The organism is Providencia sp. PROV255 (assembly GCF_028478065.1).
Taxonomy (GTDB): domain Bacteria; phylum Pseudomonadota; class Gammaproteobacteria; order Enterobacterales; family Enterobacteriaceae; genus Providencia; species Providencia rettgeri.
Window position 1 is genome coordinate 148,310 of sequence record NZ_JAMPMI010000008.1, and the last position, 18,434, is coordinate 166,743.

Sequence of the window (18,434 nt, forward strand, 5' to 3'; positions counted from 1 at the left end):
TATCCTGCACAACCTGCCTCTTTTAGAGGCGGTTGGCATTTAACAAAACCCACTAAACTGGCAACCAAGTAAGCTATTTAACCTTATCAAATAGCAAGTTAATATTCGTAGATTTTGCAATTCGCTCCATATAATTCCGAATGTTTGTGCTAAATGATAAGTGCTCAACAATACTCAAACTGCGTAAGGTTGGAAAAATAATAAAATCATTAATATCAATATCTTCGCTCCGTGTTTCTAACCACGCATCTAATAAAGATAATTGCGGCTCTAATTCAACTAGCAACGTATGTGTTTCTTTTTTAAGCTCATTTAAGTCGCCGTAAGATTTTGATGTTCTGCTTATATATGCTGCTCTAGCTTCCGCTGTACTGATTTCGGGAAAATCCGTTTGAGTAAAGCGTGGTGTTACAAGCTTATATACCACCGCCGAAACCGTTTTAGACCAAGTCTCTATTTCAGGAGCAATACTCCCTTTTGCATATTTAGGTTCATTAATACTATCAACATAATGAACAATATCTAAACTTTCAGGTAAATAGCTTCCATCATCTTTTTGTAAAATAGGTAACATTTTTCGACCAATCATTTTTGTCGGTGTTTCTATATCATCATCGAATAAAACGATTTGCTCTACTGCTAACTTTTTTAAACCAAAAATCATTCTTGCTCTGACACAAAACGGACAGTGGTCATAAATATATAATTTCATTGTTAACCTCACTAATTTGATAATAAAAGTTACAATAGGTTTATACAGTATACTTGAGTGCTTACATTTATGTCTTATCACGCTTGTAAAATTTTGTTTAGCGCAAGGAAAAATAAATGTAATAGAGTGCACAAAATCCCAATAATGAAATACAGATCATGGCAAAATACGTTTAATAATGGCTACTCCTGAAAAAAATATGCAGCTAAATTCCATCGCAATTATCCTTTTGATAATTTTGAAACCCTTGATGTTATGGGGCCTGTTGAAGTATTTGGCCGCTTAGAACATTGCCAAATTGAATTTATATCACCTTCAGGAAAGGCAATGACTAGCTCTCAAGGGGTTACAGTCAATACACGCCCTATACTTACCCCATTCTATCAATATATTTTGATACCTGGAGGGCAAGGTACTCGCTCATTATCGCAGAATGATGATTATATTCAGTGGCTGAAAAAACAGGTCGAGTATGCGGAAACTGTCATTTCAGTTTGTACTGGTTCCGCACTTCTTGCTCAAACGTCCCTTTTAAACGGCTTTAAGGCTACAACAAATAAGCTCGCTTATCAGTGGGTAACTTAACTCAATGACCGAGTATTATGGCAATCTAAAGCAAGATGGGTTCATGATAATAAGTTTTATACCTCATCTGGCATTAGCGCAGGTATTGATATGTCATTACAGATTATCTGCGATTTTTATAACCGAGACATTGCAAATAATATTGCGCTTAAAATGGAGTATATATGGAATAAAGATGCTAATCATGATCCTTTTTCAAAAGTAATCATTTAAGATGTTTATAGCTTTATTTAAATCAACTTATTTGATAGCTAATAAATATTATTGATTTATTAGTCATCTTTAATTATTCAAATAATAACTCCGCCAACCCATAAAAACAAAAAATTAACATTTATTCTCATGATTTAACTTTACACTTTCAATCTTACACATCCCAAAAAGAAAGCAACTAACTGAAAACAAAGAAAATAATTAACCATTTTTTATAACCATTAAATTTTAAGTATCAATTTAAATTTGTTAATATTAATTCTTATTTTAACAATCTTAGTTTGATGAATTCTTGCATTAGCTATTTTACTTATTTTCGTCATAATCCCTTACTATAAACAATGTTATTATTTATTAATGTTTAAAGCTCTAAATCGCGATTTTCATCATATTTATGTTCATTAAATCTTTTAAAACACTTTAGTTTTTAATATACTATAAAATGTAATTTTAATTTAGTGCATTAAATAATAACCCTTCATATAAATTGAGGATGTCATATGGACATTCATACTATAATTGGTATTAAAATAAAAAACCGGAGAAAAGAACTCGGTCTATCTGGAGCTAATTTAGCTAATAAATTAAATTTAAGTCAACAGCAAATCTCACGTTATGAAAATGGAATTAATAAAATACCTATCAATCATTTAGTTGATATCGCTGAAGCGCTAAATTGCCCCATTGAATGGTTTTTCCAAGGTTATACTAGTGGATTAAAAAATGAAAAAAATGATGCATCCGAACATATCAATAAAGAACGACAGTATGTTGCTGAAAGCATAATTGTTGATTTGAAATAAGTCTTCTATAATAACTACGAATTATCATTTTTAATATAAAATAAAGGCTGACTCTAAATATAAAATCAGCCTTTATTATTAAATAAAATACTTTTAATAATTAATCATATGTAATATCAAAGCGCATTTGAGCATAAACTTCACCTGGTGAAGTTCTACCTTCATATTGAAAATAACGAGCGGTAAGTTCTATATCGATATCTTTTGTATCATTATTATTTAATGATGCTACACGATATGGGCGGCCAAAATTGATTGGGCTTTTATCTTTTCGTTCTATAACTTGAACACCAATTCCTTTTGCTGGGCTATTGGTACTTTGGTTTGCTAAAACACCATTTACTTGAGTCCCTGTCGCTTTTATCCCGCTAAAAGTAACATCAATATTAGTCTTACCCGTAAAACTAGTACCGCCACTACATTTCAACTTTATGGTAAAATCTTTTTCACCTGCAGGTTGGTCTCTCGCTGTTAATTGAACTCGTTTTATAGGGTCTAACATTACATTTTGATTTTCACCACTTGTCACTTGGCAGGATGGAGAAACGATAGTAATAGCATTTGCATCTAAATAACTAACTAAGATTGGACTGTTATTAGGTTTATATCCATAAGTGGTATAAATACCACTTGCTAGTGTTCCGGTTCCTGTATATTTAGCCGTTTTTATTATACTTAGCGTAAAAGTAGAATCATTTAATGACATTGGGGTACTATAATATCCCACATTTGTAGGAAAAGTACTTGGGTAAGTCATAGAATGCTGCCGACCCGATGAACGGTGGAATTTTAAACCAATACCTTCAACATTCGTTTGGTAAACTTTCCCACCAATATCGCGTAAATCAGGCATGACCACTTCAGCCTCAATATTCACCTTTCCACGACACCAGAGGTAGGTTTGGTTAGTATTCATTGAATAATCTTGTGTTTTAATTACACTCCCAACCGGAAGGTTAGGATCTACAACAATTTTTCCAAGTCTCATATCTACTCTATATGCCGGCTGACTTGTTCTTTCGCAACTATTCATATAGATGTATCCAGGGCGCCCATTATTTGCAGATACGCCATTTGCGGTAAATAGTAACCCTACCCCAATATACCAAAACCATTGATTTTTTATTGACATAGAACTTCCTTACTATTTCCTGCAGCTAATGAGAATGTACATTGACCTTTATCCCACGTAATAATGGCATTAGTTGCAATTTCACTGCTAATGAACACCATACCACCTTGCCCAACAATACCGATTGCCTCACCTTTTTGGTCTGTCACATTAGCGCCAAATGGTAGTGGTTTGTTATTAGATCTTTTAACGTTATAAACCACATTTTTTTCAATCTTAGTACCAAATTTAACCTTAACGACACTACCTTCATAAGGAACTATCTGTGATGACATATTTTCAAAAATAATACCTTCAGAACTGCCTTTCGGGTCAATTTCGATTTTATTAGTGCGATAAGCTCTTACATAAGGCGCAATAGCATAACCATGACTATCAATTGTCGTCCCCATCGCCCCTACCACTGATGCACCTTCTGCGTCTTTCGCCTCAATCAATGCAATTGTGGTTGCATTATTCGGCGTTAGCGTTATTCCACCGGAGTGCAAAACTAATGACCCATTTGCGCCTACACCATATTGGCGATAACCTTCACCTTGGCTGTAATTCGCATTTGTATTGACCGACGATGTACGGTAGCTAGTATTAAGACCGATATTTTTCGCACCACCATTTGCAACTGAGGTATTGATTCTGTATGTCCAATTATTATCACGGTCAAACGTACCACTGGTACCTATTTGGCTACTTCCGAACTTTTCATTATTAAATGTAGTATTAGACGTTAAGGTGGACACCTGATTCTCTCCCCAATAAAGAGGAATGCTCAAGTTCACACCGAGCCTGTCATCTTTTTTATCATGGCTATTTTGTGTATATACCCTCATAAATGACAAACCATATGAAAGGCGATTGATGCTATTGTTGTAACTTAGTTGATATTGTTTTTCTGTTCCTGACTTATCCCAATAACTTGAAATACGCCCCATGAAATAAATTCCACCGTAACCTTCAGGTAAATTTTGGTTAATAGTGTAACTGAAACCATTTTTTTCACGCCCTAATGTATCGACAACGCCACGTTTATCGTTATCAATAGCATAAAGTGCATTATTAATATTGTAATAATCTTTCGTTGAATATCGATATGCTGCTAACACAAGATTAGTGTCTGTTTCAGTGAATAACTTATTAAATGTAAAACGATAACTTTGCCCATAATCTGTACGATGATTTAATACAATGCGAGATTGCGTTACATCAATTGCAACCGCACCAATCCCAGTATTAATACCACTTCCTAACAAATAAGCTTGGTAATCATCAAAAGCAGTGACCCCACCATAAAGGGTAAATGTATTATTAATCCCATGCTGAAGAGTCGCTTGCATAACAAAAGGACGATTTCTTAAATTTTCAGAATCAGATTTACCGCCCGCTATTTGGTAACGCGTAAACCCTGGACGTAATAATTGTGCTAACGAAGAATACGGCACACTAAAATTAGTCTCGCTACCATCAGCCTCTTTTACTGTAACATTCAAATCATTACCATAACCCGATGGGTAAACATCATTCAAACTAAATGGCCCAGGAGACACGGTTGTTTGATAAATAATATTGCCATTTTGCCGAATCGTCACTAAGGCATTACTTTGAGCGATCCCCCGAATTTCAGGCGCATAAGTTGTCATCCCATCTGGATACATATTGTCATCCGTTGTTAGCTTAGCCCCTCTTAAGCCAATACTATCGAATAAATTACCATCCGTATAAAACTGCCCAATAGTCGCTTTTGATTTTAGTGTGGCAATGGGCCTTTGCAGATAAGTTTGATTGCTATTCCATTCAGAACCTGTAGAACGTTGCCAACCCAAATTCCCTATATGTTTCAATAGCCAACCATCATAACTTAAGCCAGCATTAACGCCTAAATAGGCGCTAGAGCTATTTGAACCTTGGTTTCCACTGATATGGCTATCATAGTAATTAGCCATATAGCCAATATTTAATGCAGGAATTCCTGTTTCCCAAAATTGCGAAGAAACATAACCCCGAGAAATTTTTTGTTCGTAAATTTGCGGTACAGAAATATCTAAACGTAGTGTCGACGTATGAAATATATCTTTAACTTCTTTGTCGCTGTTCCACTCATCCAACGGCAGACAAGTAGCACTGTTTTTATCAATTGATGGATTAAATTTTTCAGTATCAATACCTAAGTTTGAAAGTAACTCTCGGGTATAACAAACCCCTAATTGTTTATTTTTTTGTTCTTCAAAATTAAGTTCGTAACGCCCTTTCCAATCATTATTCGTATATACATCAACTGAATACTTTCCTGGACTAATCCCTGTCGCATTAAAACGGTCTAAATCAACGTTGTCTTTACTTCCCATAATAAAGCCACTATTGAATTCATAGGTTTCTTCTTCAGCTGAGGCATGGAATACGGGAACAATCCATGACGTAATAAAGCAGACTACAGAGAGTGTATTGCTATATTTATTGTTTAACTCTCGCTGTTTCATTATATATTCCTATTTTGCAGTTAGAGTCACCGCAACATCTGAACCATAGTCATTAATATTGTTAACAACAACCTTACTGCCAGACTTAATTGCCTGCTTTAATTCAACTAATGTTTGATTTTTGGGTTCTATTAAAACAGTTTTATCTGTAAGGCCAACCTTTCCATCGGTGGATATTTTTGTGACCGTAATATAAAAAGGTGTTGGATTTTCAATAACAATATTCTTACCATTTGTTTTGATAACTAACTGTTCAGGAGCTAATTCTCGGCTACCTAGCCCAACAGGCCGGTAAAAAAACTTAAAACGAGAACGAATTGCTAGCTGTAAAACATTCTGCATTTCCCCATCTTTGCCTTTTACAGTAGGCGGAATATCTAGAATATTAAGCCACCATAAACTTTCCCTATCTTGGGGAATTTGCCCTTTATCCATTAACTTTATGCGTAAATTTTGACCACCCTTTGCTTCTACTCGAGAAACAGGAGGAGTAATTTGAAATGGGGTTTTTATCGTATCAGGTGTTTCTGATGCATTACCTGTATCAAGCCAAGCTTGAGCAACCGCAGGACGTTCTGCTGTATTTGAAAGTTGTACGGTGATCTCTTTCTCATCTCCAGGGTAAATAAACCTCGTACCATTAACAATTATATTGTTAGCAAACGAATTAATACTGAAGATAAAGCAACATGCTAATACGATAGCTTTCATTTAAACCTCAAAACATAAAAGCGGCAGTGTTCTACCGCTTATTGCAATAATATCCATTAGTGTTTTACTACAACGTCTAATAACACTAACTTAAAACAACCAACCTATTCTTATTGATAAGTGATTTCGTAAGTTGCGTAGCTTTTAACTTCACCTGCAGTAACTTCTGTTGGTTTATCGGTGATATAACCTACGTAATATTGGAAACGTGAACCTTGGTCAATTTGGGTAATAAGTTCGGATGGTTGTTGATTGTCGCCGCCTGGTACGATGAATTTTTTAGCATCATCAGCCGATAAGACAAATTGGATATTCTTCGCACCAGTAGAATCAGTATTCGCTAAATAACCTAATTTTTCGCTACCACTTAATAAGTTACCACCAGTCCACACCACACCGATCGTTTTAGCGTTGCCGCCAACTGATGTTGCTGAACAGTTAGTCACATCAATTGCAAATGTTTTTGGTTTTAATAATGTACCTTTACCACCTGCTTGAATTTCTTCCAATGAAATTGGTGCTAAGTATACGCTTGCATCGCTACCTTGACCGTCAACAGAAACAGTACAAGAAACATCAGTTACTTTACCGTTAAAGTTAACTTGGCCACCGCCAACTTTATTTGCTGCATTAGCTGTTGATAAGCCGATGATTGTTGTAGCAACAGCGGTCAGTAGTACTTTCTTCATTTTCATTTCCTAATATGAGATTTTTATTCTTACATTTAAAGAACTTATTAAGTTTTTATTTAATTTATTGGTAAATAAAGAAAAATAAAAACTCCACCGCATATTGAATACAGTTAGTCATTTATGTTTCATTTTTAAACCATTTTTACTAATGCAAATAAATATCTTTCTTAATTAGTCCTATTTAGAATTTATAATCATATGCTCTATATGATTTCGAAGAGAGGATACATAATAACTTAAATTTTATTAAATCGTTTTTTTCATCACTTATTAATTTTTTGATAGGTAAAGACTATTAAAACAAACCTATTGATTGAGCATTTTGATGTGCTGATTCCACTAATTTACTCGTACAAAGCTTAATATTTAGATTTTAATATCTATTAATTTTGTATTATCTTATTTTAATTCAACCAAACTAAAAAATGAAAAATATTATAAAATACAAAAATCGTTATAATTGGATTGAATACATATTTTAATTCACATTTTGATACTTTCTGTCGCAAAATATCCACAATATTAATCTAATAATGAATATCACATAAAGGCTCAAACATTAATATAATTAATATTTATTGATCTGTGAAGATATGTAATACCCGTCAATTACAAATATTAAATTTCGAATTATTATGCTTGAATATCAAATTAACACACCATGGGTGTATAGGCGTTCTTTTATATTAACAGTCTGCTTTGGTCGTTATTAAAGTTTAAAAATGTGAATTTTTACGAGGTAAATGTCGATTTTAATCAAAATTAAAAAATAAATGGAATGAGAGAAATAAAAATGATAAAGGAAATAGCGATAAAATCGCAATATAATCCTTTATTCATTCAACTTGATCTTGTAGTAAAAACCAGAATACCAAATTATTTAGCCGAAGCTATGTTAAAAAAAATTATCATTATTTTTGATATAGGATAAGAAACCCCGATTAATTGTACAAACTATAAACTGTGTTATATCAATTTTCTTGCTTTATAACCTAATGAAAATAATGATGTTTTCTTAAAACGAACACCCCATGGAAATGTGATCTATGCATCAATTTTTAACATTAAGAATATTCCTAAATAACTCATTGCGTGTGTTAAAGTGTGATCAAATCCAAAAAGCCATCGCTAAAAGATGATGTTTTACTCTATTACTTATCCACTAGCAGACAGTTTAACGTCTTTTTGGTAAATCAATCACTCTAATAAGACTAATTTATTTAGCAATTACATAACATAAGGTAGCTGTTTCTATTTTAGTACAACAAATTACCGGTTATGAGACATTAGTGGATAAAAATATTTTATATCAATAATTTGCCATAAACAGATGAGGTCATCCTTACTAAATCTATATGAAGCTATCAAAATATTGCCTCCCCCCTTATGATGAGCTTAATAAGTATTAGTCCTGTTATTACATCGCTATTTAGTTGATCAAATGACAAAAATACGCTGACAACTAGTAGTAATATCGGCTAATTTCAAGAAATAATTAATGCAAAATAGAAATATTATTGGATTGGAACTGTTAGATTGGAACTACAGCAAAATCTTCACTAAGTTTTCGCTGTAGCAGTAATCAAGAAGTGAATAATTGGTTAATGTTCGTTCTGACGGTATAGAGCCCACTCTTCTATTTTCTCACCTGAGGGCAAGATACAGTACCCGAGTTGCCCTTGCTCTGTTCTCTTAATTTCTAATTTCCCACCAATTTGTTCACAATACACCGAAGCAGGGTTGGCCATGCCTACCGCTTTTGACTCAATTGCGGTTGTATTGGAAACACATCCGGAAATAGCAGCAAAACTCACTAACATAAGTGTTTTCTTCATAAGAAATATTCTTTAGTTAATTTGGAACGTTCATTTATTATTATGGAATGAGACGAATATAAACTGATTTTATTAATAAATAAAAGCCATTTTACTTACGCCTTTTGTTGTCAAAAAGGACAATCAAAATGCCAAAAAAGGCAATTAGCAAACTGCCAATAATATAATTCTGCCTATCAAATGCCAGCCCTGAATCCTTCACACTCTCACCATAAACGATAGGAATACTTACATCCATATTGTAAGAAATAATCGCGGTAATGAGACCTATAATTGTGAGTACCACACCAAATGTTTTCATTTCCATCCTCCATGTTACTCTTACAAGAAATAGATTAGCTAAGTATCTTGAGAAAAGCAAAATGAGAGGTCACAAATCATCATTTTTCCTCAAATAAAAATATTATGGTTTTAAGATATAACATAAAAAATTGTGAGAGGTTGGTTTTAAAGATAGATTTTCATGCAGTTAAAATTTTAAGACTGATAAGGCTAATAACTAGAAGGCAATATTGAATATTTATTGAAAACTTCTATAACTAATAGAATAAATAATCACACCTTGTAGTAGTGTGATTATTATTTACTTTCATTTAACACACTATAATGCACCAATTAAAATGAATAAATCATCATCGATGCAACTTGGCTAAATTTTTCAAAAAAAGAAATTATTGCCGGTAAAATAGCAATATTTAGAATGGCAAATAAGCCTACAGTTGAAAGTAATATTTCCATAATAACTTACTGTATCATAGAGGGTTACTACTACCCCCTACCCATCGGCCTATTCATAATGTGTTCTTCCCAATCCACCACATCAATTTCTCTGACCGCGATATGGCGAACAGACACGCCTTCATTATGCATTGCCGCTTTAGAGCCGGTTTTTAATGGGTGCCAGGCCGGGAGAGGCTTCCCTTCTAATAACAAACGGTAAGCACAAGTGCTTGGCAGCCATCCAAATGTTTCTAAGTTATAGCGATTAAGTTTTATACAATCCGTTTCATAACTGAAGCGGTCTTCATAATGCTTACACTGGCAAGTTTTTAGATTTAGCTGATTGCAAGCGACATTAGTAAAATAGATTTCATCTGTATCTTCATCCATTAATTTGTGTAAGCAGCATTGCCCGCAACCATCACAGAGAGATTCCCATTCTTCATCCGTCATTTCATCTAAAGTTTTAAATTGCCAGAACTGCGACATAATACTTTTTAATCCTATACTTAAATAACCCGTGTAGTCAGCGAGTGATCATTAATTGATAATTTTAGCATATCACCAGAAGCTAATGGGCCAACACCTTCAGGTGTACCCGTTAAGATGACATCCCCTGCACGTAATGTGAAAAAGCGGGACATATAGCTAATCAGAGGTAAAATTGGCGTGATCATATCACGCGTTGAGCCCTCTTGGCGAACTTCACCATTTATTTCCAGAGAAAGCTGAACATTTTGTAAGTCATTTGGGTTACTAATAGGAATAAAGCCAGAAATTGGACATGAACCATCAAATGATTTGCTTTTTTCCCATGGCTGACCTGCTTTTTTAAATTTAGCCTGCAAATCACGTAAGGTTAAATCTAATGCAACTGCATAACCGGCGATAGAACGTGATACACGATCTTCATCTGCATTTTTTAATGGCATACCAATTAAGATTGCCATTTCAATTTCATGATGAACAGCACCAAAATCTTTTGGAATAACAATTGATTGAGTAATATCACACAAGGCAGTTTCTGGTTTAATAAAAATAACAGGTTCTTCCGGTATAGCAGACCCCATTTCTTTTATATGCTTTGCATAATTACTACCAACACAAACAACTTTATTTGCAGGGAAATCCAGTAACGCACCTTGCCAGTCACGATGTTGATACATAATAGTACTCCTATTATCGTTATTGTATTTTATTAGCGATACCATCTGCCATCATGCATACACTCAATGCAAAATAATACGAGCGGTTCCAATGCATAATGGTTCGAAAATTTTCGGTCACTAAAAATGTCCTGCCTTCAGGGTCATCCGGAATAACCACCCACGTTTTTACGCCTGAAGGTAACTGAGCGAATGCAGGTAATGTAACACCTAGTTCTTGCCATTCACTAACAGATCTTCCTTGTTCTGCTTTTACACCTTCCAACGTTTTATTAAAATCTACAGGTAAGTTAACTTGGTAACCCCATGGTAATTTAGCTTGCCAACCTTCTGTTGATAAATAATTAGCGATGGATGCAAAAACATCAGATTTATTATTCCAAATGTCCATTTTACCATCACCATCACCATCTGCTGCATAAGACAAATAAGAGGTTGGCATAAATTGACTCTGGCCCATCGCTCCAGCCCATGAACCTTTGAGCTGTTGATCTTCTGGGATATAACCTTTATCCATTATCTCAAGCGCAGCTAAAAGTTGTTTGCTAAAAAGCGCTTCTCTTCGTCCTTCAAAAGATAATGTCGCGAGTGCCGAGATAACATCTTCTTTACCCTGTGAGCGCCCAAAACCACTTTCTAATCCCCATAATGAAACAATAAACTGAGGTGGAACGCCATATTTATCACTTATAGCATCTAGAGTGGATCTGTTTTCTAAATATTTGTCATAGCCTGCATTGATACGCGATTGTGGTAATACGTTTTTTAAATAGCTTGCTAACGTAACCGTCGCCCTTTTCTCTGGTTGGCCTTTATCTGCTTTCACTACACGCTCAATAAAATGGATATTAGCAAAAGCACGTTCAATGGTGGCAGGCTTAATCCCCTGTTCAATAGCATGTTCTTTCAGTAATTCCACATAAGCAGGAAATTGTGATGGTTCACGTTGTTCAATAGGAAATGCTTTATCTAAAGCAACGACTTCTTGCGCTATAGCCGCATTTTGTTCTGCTGTAATCGGTTGAGTAACAATTGATTCGTTATGAGTTGCAGAGCAACTTGTTAAAAACAAACCAGCGACTAATGTATATAATAACGTTGGTTTCATTTGTCTCCTCCAGACTGTCATTGCTTTTCAGGATTTTCTTAATTTGCTCTAGTTATTCAGTTCTTTGTGTTCTGAAAGCAAATTTTCCACCGGAGGTGGGAATTGTAAGTAATAACCAACTTCTAAGAGGTCAGATTTAACCTTTGCCAAGTCAGCATTGGCGAGCTTTTCACGCTTATCTAATGAGACAAGCATAGCAAATTGAGGTGTACCAAATTGGGCTAATAATTCATCAGGAACACGTGAAAAATCATCTTTCTTCTCAATATAAAGATAAGTTTGGTCACGTTTAGGGCTTCTATAAATTGCACAAATCATTATATTTAACTCTTTTTCTTAGTTCATTAGCTTGCTTGAAGTATATAGTAACTATAACATGCTATTGTTTTACAGAATATCTTCACCCGAGGATTGTTTCGGAAATTTTAATTTGCTGAGTCTGGATAGATGCCACAATCGCCAATAGAACTTAAAGGCAGCAGTTTTACTCTTTCAGTTATTCACTTATACAGTGAAGAGCCTAAACTCATCAAAAAAGCGCTGCAAGATAAAGTAAATCAAGCTCCTGATTTCTTTAAAAATGCTCCTGTCGTGATTAACATTGCTGAATTATCCCCAAATGTAGATTTACAGAGCATTCATCGTTCTGTTATATCTGCGGGATTACGTATTGTTGGGGTTAGTGGGTGTACTAACCCGCAAATGCGACAAAAAGCAAACGATGCTGGTTTACCGATATTAAGCGAAGGTAAAAGTCAAAAACCTGTTGAGATTCAGCCTGAGCCTCAGGCTGCTACAGTTCAAACTGAGCCTTTATATCGTAAAACTCGTATTATCAATACCCCTGTTCGCTCTGGACAACGTATTTATGCACCAAATAGTGATCTGATCGTCACAAGTAATGTTAGTGCAGGTGCAGAACTATTAGCAGATGGTAATATCCATATTTATGGCGTGATGCGAGGCCGTGCATTAGCAGGGGCCTCCGGCGATATTGAAAGTCAGATTTATTGTACTCATTTGCAAGCTGAGCTGGTCTCCATTGCAGGTGAATATTGGCTGAGCGATCAAATCCCTGCTGAATTTCTCGCCAAAGCAGCTAAACTTTGTTTAGTTGATAACAAACTTAATATCGAATATTTAAATTAGACCTTATTTACAAGGAATTATTCATGGCACGCATAATTGTAGTGACTTCAGGTAAAGGTGGCGTTGGTAAAACCACTTCAAGCGCGGCCATAGCTACTGGCCTGGCACAAAAAGGGAATAAAACGGTGGTGATCGATTTTGATATCGGCCTACGTAACCTTGACCTCATCATGGGGTGTGAACGTCGAGTAGTCTATGACTTCGTAAACGTTATCCAAGGTGATGCAACCCTGAATCAGGCTTTAATCAAAGATAAGCGCACCGAAAATTTATTCATTTTACCTGCTTCGCAAACACGCGATAAAGACGCATTAACGCGTGAAGGGGTAGGAAAAATTCTTGATGAATTAAGCGATGATCTTGGTTTTGACTTTATTGTTTGTGACTCCCCAGCAGGTATTGAAAGTGGCGCTTTAATGGCACTCTATTTTGCTGATGAAGCCATTATCACTACCAACCCGGAAGTGTCTTCTGTCCGTGACTCTGACCGTATTTTGGGTATTTTAGCATCAAAATCACGTCGCGCAGAAAAAGGTGAAGACCCCATTAAGGAACACTTATTATTAACACGCTATAACCCTGGCCGTGTAACCCGTGGCGATATGCTAAGCATGGAAGATGTTCTGGAAATCTTATGTATTCCTTTGATTGGTGTTATTCCTGAAGACCAATCTGTACTGCGCTCTTCTAACCAAGGTGAACCGGTCATTTTGGATACAGAATCTGATGCAGGCCAAGCCTATGATGATTGTGTTGCTCGTATTTTAGGTGAAGATCGCCCTATCCGTTTCATTGAAGAAGAGAAAAAAGGTTTCTTAAAACGCCTATTTGGGGGATAAATAATGGCTTTATTGGATTTCTTTCTGTCGAGAAAAAAAACGACAGCGAATATCGCAAAAGAGCGATTACAAATCATCGTTGCAGAACGCCGCCGTGGTGATAGCGAGCCCCCATATCTTGCAGATATGAAAAGAGATATTTTGCAGGTTATCTGTAAGTATGTCCAAGTTGACCCTGAGATGTTATCAGTGCAATTTGAGCAAAAAGGGGATGATATTTCTGTTCTTGAACTAAACGTTACGCTACCTGAAGGTGACGAAATAAAAACAACAACAGAAGAAAAGTAATTTGCAAAGAAAGCCGCTGTCTAATTTTAGGATTAATTCAATAGGTCGCGGCTTGCTTTTATCTTATTAATATAAAACAATAAATTAAGAACTACCCTCGGGCGCTAATTTCAAACAGCTATTCAGGTTGAAAGCCCACCGCTATTAGGCAATTTATAACTCGAATTCAATTGACAATGTTATCTGTTTTTTTAAACCCTCTGGTGGTATGCCAACAGGGCGACTCTTTGCTATAGCCGTCAACGCAGCTTGGTCGAGTTGTGTATGCATAGAAGACTTAGCAATACTCACCCTTGTTATCTCTCCCGATGACGTAAGCGTAAAATTCACCAGAACCTTTCCTTGAATATGGGTATTTCTCGCTTTTCTTGGGTAACGTTTATGGCGCTCTATTTCTCTACGTAATTTATCAATATAAGATTGATAATTCGCACTTATATTATCCCCTACTGCCCTCGTATTTTGCGCACCCTGTTCCCCTGCGGCATTTGATAAAGTACTATTTTGGCCAGCTTGCTGTTCTTGTTTTACATCATCGTTTTTTTTATTTTGTTGTTGTTCTTTCCGCTTAATCACTTTTTTATTTGGTTGTTTTTGTTCTTTTTTCTCGATAACTTTTTTCTGTACATCCGAAACTTTATTTTCATCACTATGCGTACTTTTTTTATTAGCAACTTTGATTACCACATTTTCATTTTGTTGCGGTTCAGAAAGTAAACCGCCAGTTAGTTTATTATTTAATGTGACATCACTTATTTGCTTTTCAATTACATTTTGCGTCAATGCAATAGAGATAATCGCCGCCTTTATTGGCGTATAAATTTGTGCGTGACGTGTTTTTTCAGCACTTAAGCAATAAAAAACGATACCAAAATGAAATAATAGCGAAACCATAACAGCAAAATTAAAACGTAGAGTAAGCATTTTAATATCCCTAATAGCCCCTTCGCTAATGCCAAAACATAACTACATCAACGAAGGGGAATCCCTTTTAGAAGCGACTTGTTACATTGAAGCGTATAGTTCTACCCGGTGCCGGCATCATACTGCGGGTTAGAGGATCAATATAATATTCATCAAATAAATTTGTAGCTAATAATTCAAACGATAGGTCTTTATTAAACTGGTAATTAACATAAGCATCAGCAGTAAAAACCGCATTCCAGCTCATTGGGCTATTATTTAATGGTGCATATGAGAATGGATATTTATCTATCATTTCCGCCTCATCCTCATTTTTTGCTTTACTGTGATAACGCATACGGCTACCCACTTCCAAGCTTTCATCTAAGAAACGTAAACCTAGGTTGGCATGAATACTGTATTTGGGTTGCAATTGAGTACGTAAATAGCCGCCGGGGAACCCAGCTGTTGTACACTCTGAGCCCCCAAATTTATTATAGGGGTCCATCACCATCAATGAGACTTCATCACAAACTTCATTTTTTAAGCGGTAATCTACCCCTAAGTCACCAAATACCCAGCCATTATCATAACGTGCCAATAGTTCCAAACCAGCTGTGTTATGTTTATCAACCTGCGTAAAGACTAACCTGTCGTTCCTATCAAAGGCATTTGTGACTACGGTGTTGTAGTAATTTATACGTAAGTCAGCATGATTTTCTGCCGCAACCAGTTCTTGGAAATTACGCACATATCCCAGTTCTATTGTATGGCTACGTTCTGGCAAATAAACCGGCGGCACATAGTTTGCTTCACGTCCCCCTGAAAAACCAATAGTGTCTTCAAAGATACTTGGCATTCTAACGGTCTCTAAATAACGCCCAAATATTCGGTCGTTCTCTGTTAGGTAAATAGTTGCTCCTAACGCTGGCGCCCAAGCCGATTCTTCATTTCTTTTTGGCGCTTTAAATTTTTGGTCATCTGTGAACATAACTTCATCTGTTTTTTTATTACTAAGCGATCCCAATCGATATTTTTTCGCTTTTAAACCTGTTACGGGATCTATTATTTCTTCTTTTAAATCAATCTCGCCATTATAGAATGGGTTATTTTTGCGTATAAACCGGTTATTTTCATCGACCTTCCATTTCACTATATTGTTTCTTTCTGTAATTCTAAACTCAAATTTTTTTCTATTTATATCCTCTCGATAGCTAGCATCCCTTAATGAATTAGCTTTCATTTTTAGTGCTTTTTCGATAAAAATTCTCTGATTATAAAGTTTTTCTTTTATATCTTCGTATGTATTCCCTTTATCATCAACATACTGCTGTATTGTTTGGTATTCTTCTGCACTTAATAAACGGGATAACCTATAGTTTCGAGCGGTTATATGGCTATAGGGCGCATAATTTACATCTTTGGCCGCAATGCGTCTCTCTTTTAATAAATCCCTTGACCAATAGCTAATATATTGAGCCCCCGCATTCAGGCTTAACCAATCAGTAGGCTGCCAATCAAACCGAATAGTACCATTATATTCCCGACGCTTACCTTCCCTTGGGATAGCACGGAACATGTTCCCCTTGGGGCTAGAATCCGAATTAAAAATATCTTCACGACTACCAATGGTTTCATCAATTAAGCTTCCCATTAAAGTCACTTTAAATTCAGGTGTAATTTGAAACTTATTGGATAATGAAACACCATAGCGATCGTTAAGTTGGTTTAATTTAATGCCATCAACTAAGGTGCCATTAATGGCAGGGTTTTTAGCCACATTTTTATCTCGACCAAATTCATAATTCCAATCTCTTTCCATTGGTTCCCTAGGCTGGCCACCTGCGGTATTTGAGTTTAAATTAGTTTTTGTCAACCAATAACCTAAGCGAAAATCAATCCAACCAATGGACTCAGGTTTGAACGAATAATTGGCGTAAAAAGTATTTAGCGCCAAGTAAGCCAAAGGCCATTGCGGAATTTTCCCCTCAAGATCATGATAACGAATTTGTGATGGCATAATTTCGCCATAATGACTCACTGTACGCATATAACCCAGAGATAAATCTTGCGCATTCGGTAACATCAAATTTAATTTAGTCAACAACGTCGACATTTCATTCGAGGTATTCGCCACCTCTGTATTTGGCCCGTAAATTCTGGCTACAAAGGGTATATAGGGGTCTATCGCCTTATTTGTGTTATTAGGGTCATAGGTAATAATATCATCATAAAATTTATCCGCCCCACGGCGCCCTGCAAAATAGTTGCCTTGGTTGCGGTAGCTGTATGCCAGCATCAAATCAAACTTTTCTTGCCGTGTTCCAACGGCAATGCGTGCTGCGTTATCTTGCAGATTAAAGAAATTGGCGTTACCTTTACTACGAGCATCAACAAGCATTTCGTGATCTTGAAAATAAATTCCACGAAACTTCTGCATGTCTAACGTACTCAATAGGCGCTTATCATCACGATAATCTATACCGTGGTTTAAATGGTTAATCCGCGGCTTTGTAGAGTTACTCGATGTTTCTAATTTAATATCAAAACCAAATTTGTCATTTTTATCCATAACATCGTCAATACCAATGGTGGTTATCGCCACTCCACCGCCTGTCGATGTACGCACATTACGGTCTAGCGTTGCGCTTTTCATTACTTTAATACTGCTAATCATATTCGGGTCGATATAATTGCGGTTATTCGCCCCGTTATAGCCACGCCACACAGTGATAGCCTGTTCTGTGCCATCCACAGTCACCGGAACACGCCCTTGCCCCTGTATCCCTCGTACATTGGGGTCTATCGCCCCGCTATTACGGGCGTCACCACTATATACCCCTACTGCATGGTTAATGGTGTCTGCGGGGTTAGTGCCTTTATAACGATCAATTTCTTCTTTACTAATATAAATGTTTGATTCGTCTTTATCATATTGGTCGTCCGCCCCTTTTCTATCACGCTCTTTGATAGTGGTCGCTTTATCATTTACCACAATAGAGCCGATGTTTTCGCTTTGTTGGGCGTAGACTAAACTTGCAATACTGCTAATAGATAACCCTGTCACGATATTAATGGCTATCACTGTTTTGATTTTCATTATCTGT

Annotated in this window: 17 protein-coding genes and 1 pseudogene; 5 read left to right on the forward strand and 13 right to left on the reverse strand. The window is 35.9% G+C overall.

The genetic code is table 11. The features are described from left to right. Positions 1-73: 73 nt before the first annotated feature. Complete coding sequence (grxB, locus tag PR725_RS07560; protein ID WP_109912176.1) at positions 74-712, reverse strand: glutaredoxin 2; 639 nt, start codon at positions 710-712, stop codon at positions 74-76. 240 nt (positions 713-952) lie between these two features. Between grxB and PR725_RS07565 the strand changes: the two are divergent. Both PR725_RS07565 and PR725_RS07570 read left to right on the forward strand, forming a co-directional pair. Beyond that, a pseudogene (locus PR725_RS07565) lies at positions 953-1,297 on the forward strand (DJ-1/PfpI family protein); the annotation flags it as partial. 713 nt (positions 1,298-2,010) lie between these two features. Next, the gene (locus PR725_RS07570) at positions 2,011-2,313 is read left to right on the forward strand and encodes a helix-turn-helix domain-containing protein (RefSeq protein WP_004910749.1); all 303 of its coding nucleotides are present in this window, start codon (positions 2,011-2,013) and stop codon (positions 2,311-2,313) included. A gap of 100 nt (positions 2,314-2,413) precedes the next feature. Here PR725_RS07570 and PR725_RS07575 read toward each other — a convergent pair whose 3' ends face one another. The 10 genes from PR725_RS07575 to PR725_RS07620 all read right to left on the reverse strand — a co-directional run bounded on the left by PR725_RS07575 (position 2,414) and on the right by PR725_RS07620 (position 12,466). After that, on the reverse strand, positions 2,414-3,445 hold the full coding sequence (locus tag PR725_RS07575; protein WP_272568364.1) for a fimbrial protein: 1,032 nt from the start codon (positions 3,443-3,445) through the stop codon (positions 2,414-2,416). After that, a complete protein-coding gene (locus tag PR725_RS07580) occupies positions 3,436-5,916 on the reverse strand; it encodes a fimbria/pilus outer membrane usher protein (protein WP_272568367.1) in 2,481 nt (826 codons plus the stop codon). The genes PR725_RS07575 and PR725_RS07580 overlap by 10 nt, the downstream gene beginning before the upstream one ends. A 9-nt stretch (positions 5,917-5,925) precedes the next feature. Next, positions 5,926-6,627, reverse strand: a complete 702-nt coding sequence (locus PR725_RS07585) for a fimbrial biogenesis chaperone (protein ID WP_102140365.1) — start codon at positions 6,625-6,627, stop codon at positions 5,926-5,928. Between the two features lie 110 nt (positions 6,628-6,737). Continuing rightward, the gene (locus PR725_RS07590) at positions 6,738-7,316 is read right to left on the reverse strand and encodes a fimbrial protein (protein ID WP_004910744.1); all 579 of its coding nucleotides are present in this window, start codon (positions 7,314-7,316) and stop codon (positions 6,738-6,740) included. 1,604 nt (positions 7,317-8,920) lie between these two features. Beyond that, positions 8,921-9,154 carry a putative hemolysin gene (locus PR725_RS07595; protein WP_109913289.1) on the reverse strand — a complete coding sequence of 78 codons (234 nt, stop codon included), beginning with the start codon at positions 9,152-9,154 and terminating at the stop codon, positions 8,921-8,923. 91 nt (positions 9,155-9,245) lie between these two features. Next, positions 9,246-9,455, reverse strand: coding sequence for a hypothetical protein (locus PR725_RS07600; RefSeq protein WP_004910742.1), 210 nt, complete (start codon positions 9,453-9,455; stop codon positions 9,246-9,248). A 467-nt stretch (positions 9,456-9,922) separates the two neighbouring features. After that, positions 9,923-10,363 carry a YcgN family cysteine cluster protein gene (locus tag PR725_RS07605; RefSeq protein ID WP_004910740.1) on the reverse strand — a complete coding sequence of 147 codons (441 nt, stop codon included), beginning with the start codon at positions 10,361-10,363 and terminating at the stop codon, positions 9,923-9,925. 20 nt (positions 10,364-10,383) lie between these two features. Beyond that, entirely contained in the window at positions 10,384-11,040 is a 657-nt protein-coding gene (locus tag PR725_RS07610; RefSeq protein ID WP_004910738.1) for a fumarylacetoacetate hydrolase family protein, read from the reverse strand. Positions 11,041-11,059: 19 nt separating this feature from the next. Continuing rightward, the gene (locus PR725_RS07615) at positions 11,060-12,148 is read right to left on the reverse strand and encodes a lytic murein transglycosylase (protein ID WP_004910737.1); all 1,089 of its coding nucleotides are present in this window, start codon (positions 12,146-12,148) and stop codon (positions 11,060-11,062) included. Between the two features lie 48 nt (positions 12,149-12,196). Next, positions 12,197-12,466, reverse strand: coding sequence for a YcgL domain-containing protein (locus PR725_RS07620; protein ID WP_004910736.1), 270 nt, complete (start codon positions 12,464-12,466; stop codon positions 12,197-12,199). 129 nt (positions 12,467-12,595) lie between these two features. Between PR725_RS07620 and minC the strand changes: the two genes are divergently transcribed. From minC to minE, 3 genes are read left to right on the forward strand one after another with little or no spacing between them, the layout of a single operon-like run. Next, entirely contained in the window at positions 12,596-13,297 is a 702-nt protein-coding gene (minC, locus tag PR725_RS07625) for a septum site-determining protein MinC (RefSeq protein WP_004910735.1), read from the forward strand. A gap of 23 nt (positions 13,298-13,320) precedes the next feature. After that, entirely contained in the window at positions 13,321-14,136 is an 816-nt protein-coding gene (minD, locus tag PR725_RS07630) for a septum site-determining protein MinD (RefSeq protein ID WP_117161948.1), read from the forward strand. A 3-nt stretch (positions 14,137-14,139) separates the two neighbouring features. Then, positions 14,140-14,424 (forward strand): cell division topological specificity factor MinE, encoded by a 285-nt coding sequence (gene minE, locus PR725_RS07635; RefSeq protein ID WP_004910733.1) that lies wholly within the window; start codon positions 14,140-14,142, stop codon positions 14,422-14,424. Between the two features lie 153 nt (positions 14,425-14,577). Here minE and PR725_RS07640 read toward each other — a convergent pair whose 3' ends face one another. Beyond that, entirely contained in the window at positions 14,578-15,348 is a 771-nt protein-coding gene (locus tag PR725_RS07640) for a TonB family protein (protein WP_272568377.1), read from the reverse strand. A 67-nt stretch (positions 15,349-15,415) separates the two neighbouring features. Further along, a complete protein-coding gene (locus PR725_RS07645) occupies positions 15,416-18,427 on the reverse strand; it encodes a TonB-dependent receptor domain-containing protein (RefSeq protein WP_004910728.1) in 3,012 nt (1,003 codons plus the stop codon). Positions 18,428-18,434 lie beyond the last annotated feature (7 nt).

What these genes read in the sequence shown, in the direction of transcription:
- grxB (WP_109912176.1), bottom strand. Translation starts at nt 712, where the DNA reads ATGAAATTATATATTTATGACCACTGTCCGTTTTGTGTCAGAGCAAGA.
- PR725_RS07570 (WP_004910749.1), top strand. Translation starts at nt 2,011, where the DNA reads ATGGACATTCATACTATAATTGGTATTAAAATAAAAAACCGGAGAAAA.
- PR725_RS07575 (WP_272568364.1), bottom strand. Translation starts at nt 3,445, where the DNA reads ATGTCAATAAAAAATCAATGGTTTTGGTATATTGGGGTAGGGTTACTA.
- PR725_RS07580 (WP_272568367.1), bottom strand. Translation starts at nt 5,916, where the DNA reads ATGAAACAGCGAGAGTTAAACAATAAATATAGCAATACACTCTCTGTA.
- PR725_RS07585 (WP_102140365.1), bottom strand. Translation starts at nt 6,627, where the DNA reads ATGAAAGCTATCGTATTAGCATGTTGCTTTATCTTCAGTATTAATTCG.
- PR725_RS07590 (WP_004910744.1), bottom strand. Translation starts at nt 7,316, where the DNA reads ATGAAGAAAGTACTACTGACCGCTGTTGCTACAACAATCATCGGCTTA.
- PR725_RS07595 (WP_109913289.1), bottom strand. Translation starts at nt 9,154, where the DNA reads ATGAAGAAAACACTTATGTTAGTGAGTTTTGCTGCTATTTCCGGATGT.
- PR725_RS07600 (WP_004910742.1), bottom strand. Translation starts at nt 9,455, where the DNA reads ATGAAAACATTTGGTGTGGTACTCACAATTATAGGTCTCATTACCGCG.
- PR725_RS07605 (WP_004910740.1), bottom strand. Translation starts at nt 10,363, where the DNA reads ATGTCGCAGTTCTGGCAATTTAAAACTTTAGATGAAATGACGGATGAA.
- PR725_RS07610 (WP_004910738.1), bottom strand. Translation starts at nt 11,040, where the DNA reads ATGTATCAACATCGTGACTGGCAAGGTGCGTTACTGGATTTCCCTGCA.
- PR725_RS07615 (WP_004910737.1), bottom strand. Translation starts at nt 12,148, where the DNA reads ATGAAACCAACGTTATTATATACATTAGTCGCTGGTTTGTTTTTAACA.
- PR725_RS07620 (WP_004910736.1), bottom strand. Translation starts at nt 12,466, where the DNA reads ATGATTTGTGCAATTTATAGAAGCCCTAAACGTGACCAAACTTATCTT.
- minC (WP_004910735.1), top strand. Translation starts at nt 12,596, where the DNA reads ATGCCACAATCGCCAATAGAACTTAAAGGCAGCAGTTTTACTCTTTCA.
- minD (WP_117161948.1), top strand. Translation starts at nt 13,321, where the DNA reads ATGGCACGCATAATTGTAGTGACTTCAGGTAAAGGTGGCGTTGGTAAA.
- minE (WP_004910733.1), top strand. Translation starts at nt 14,140, where the DNA reads ATGGCTTTATTGGATTTCTTTCTGTCGAGAAAAAAAACGACAGCGAAT.
- PR725_RS07640 (WP_272568377.1), bottom strand. Translation starts at nt 15,348, where the DNA reads ATGCTTACTCTACGTTTTAATTTTGCTGTTATGGTTTCGCTATTATTT.
- PR725_RS07645 (WP_004910728.1), bottom strand. Translation starts at nt 18,427, where the DNA reads ATGAAAATCAAAACAGTGATAGCCATTAATATCGTGACAGGGTTATCT.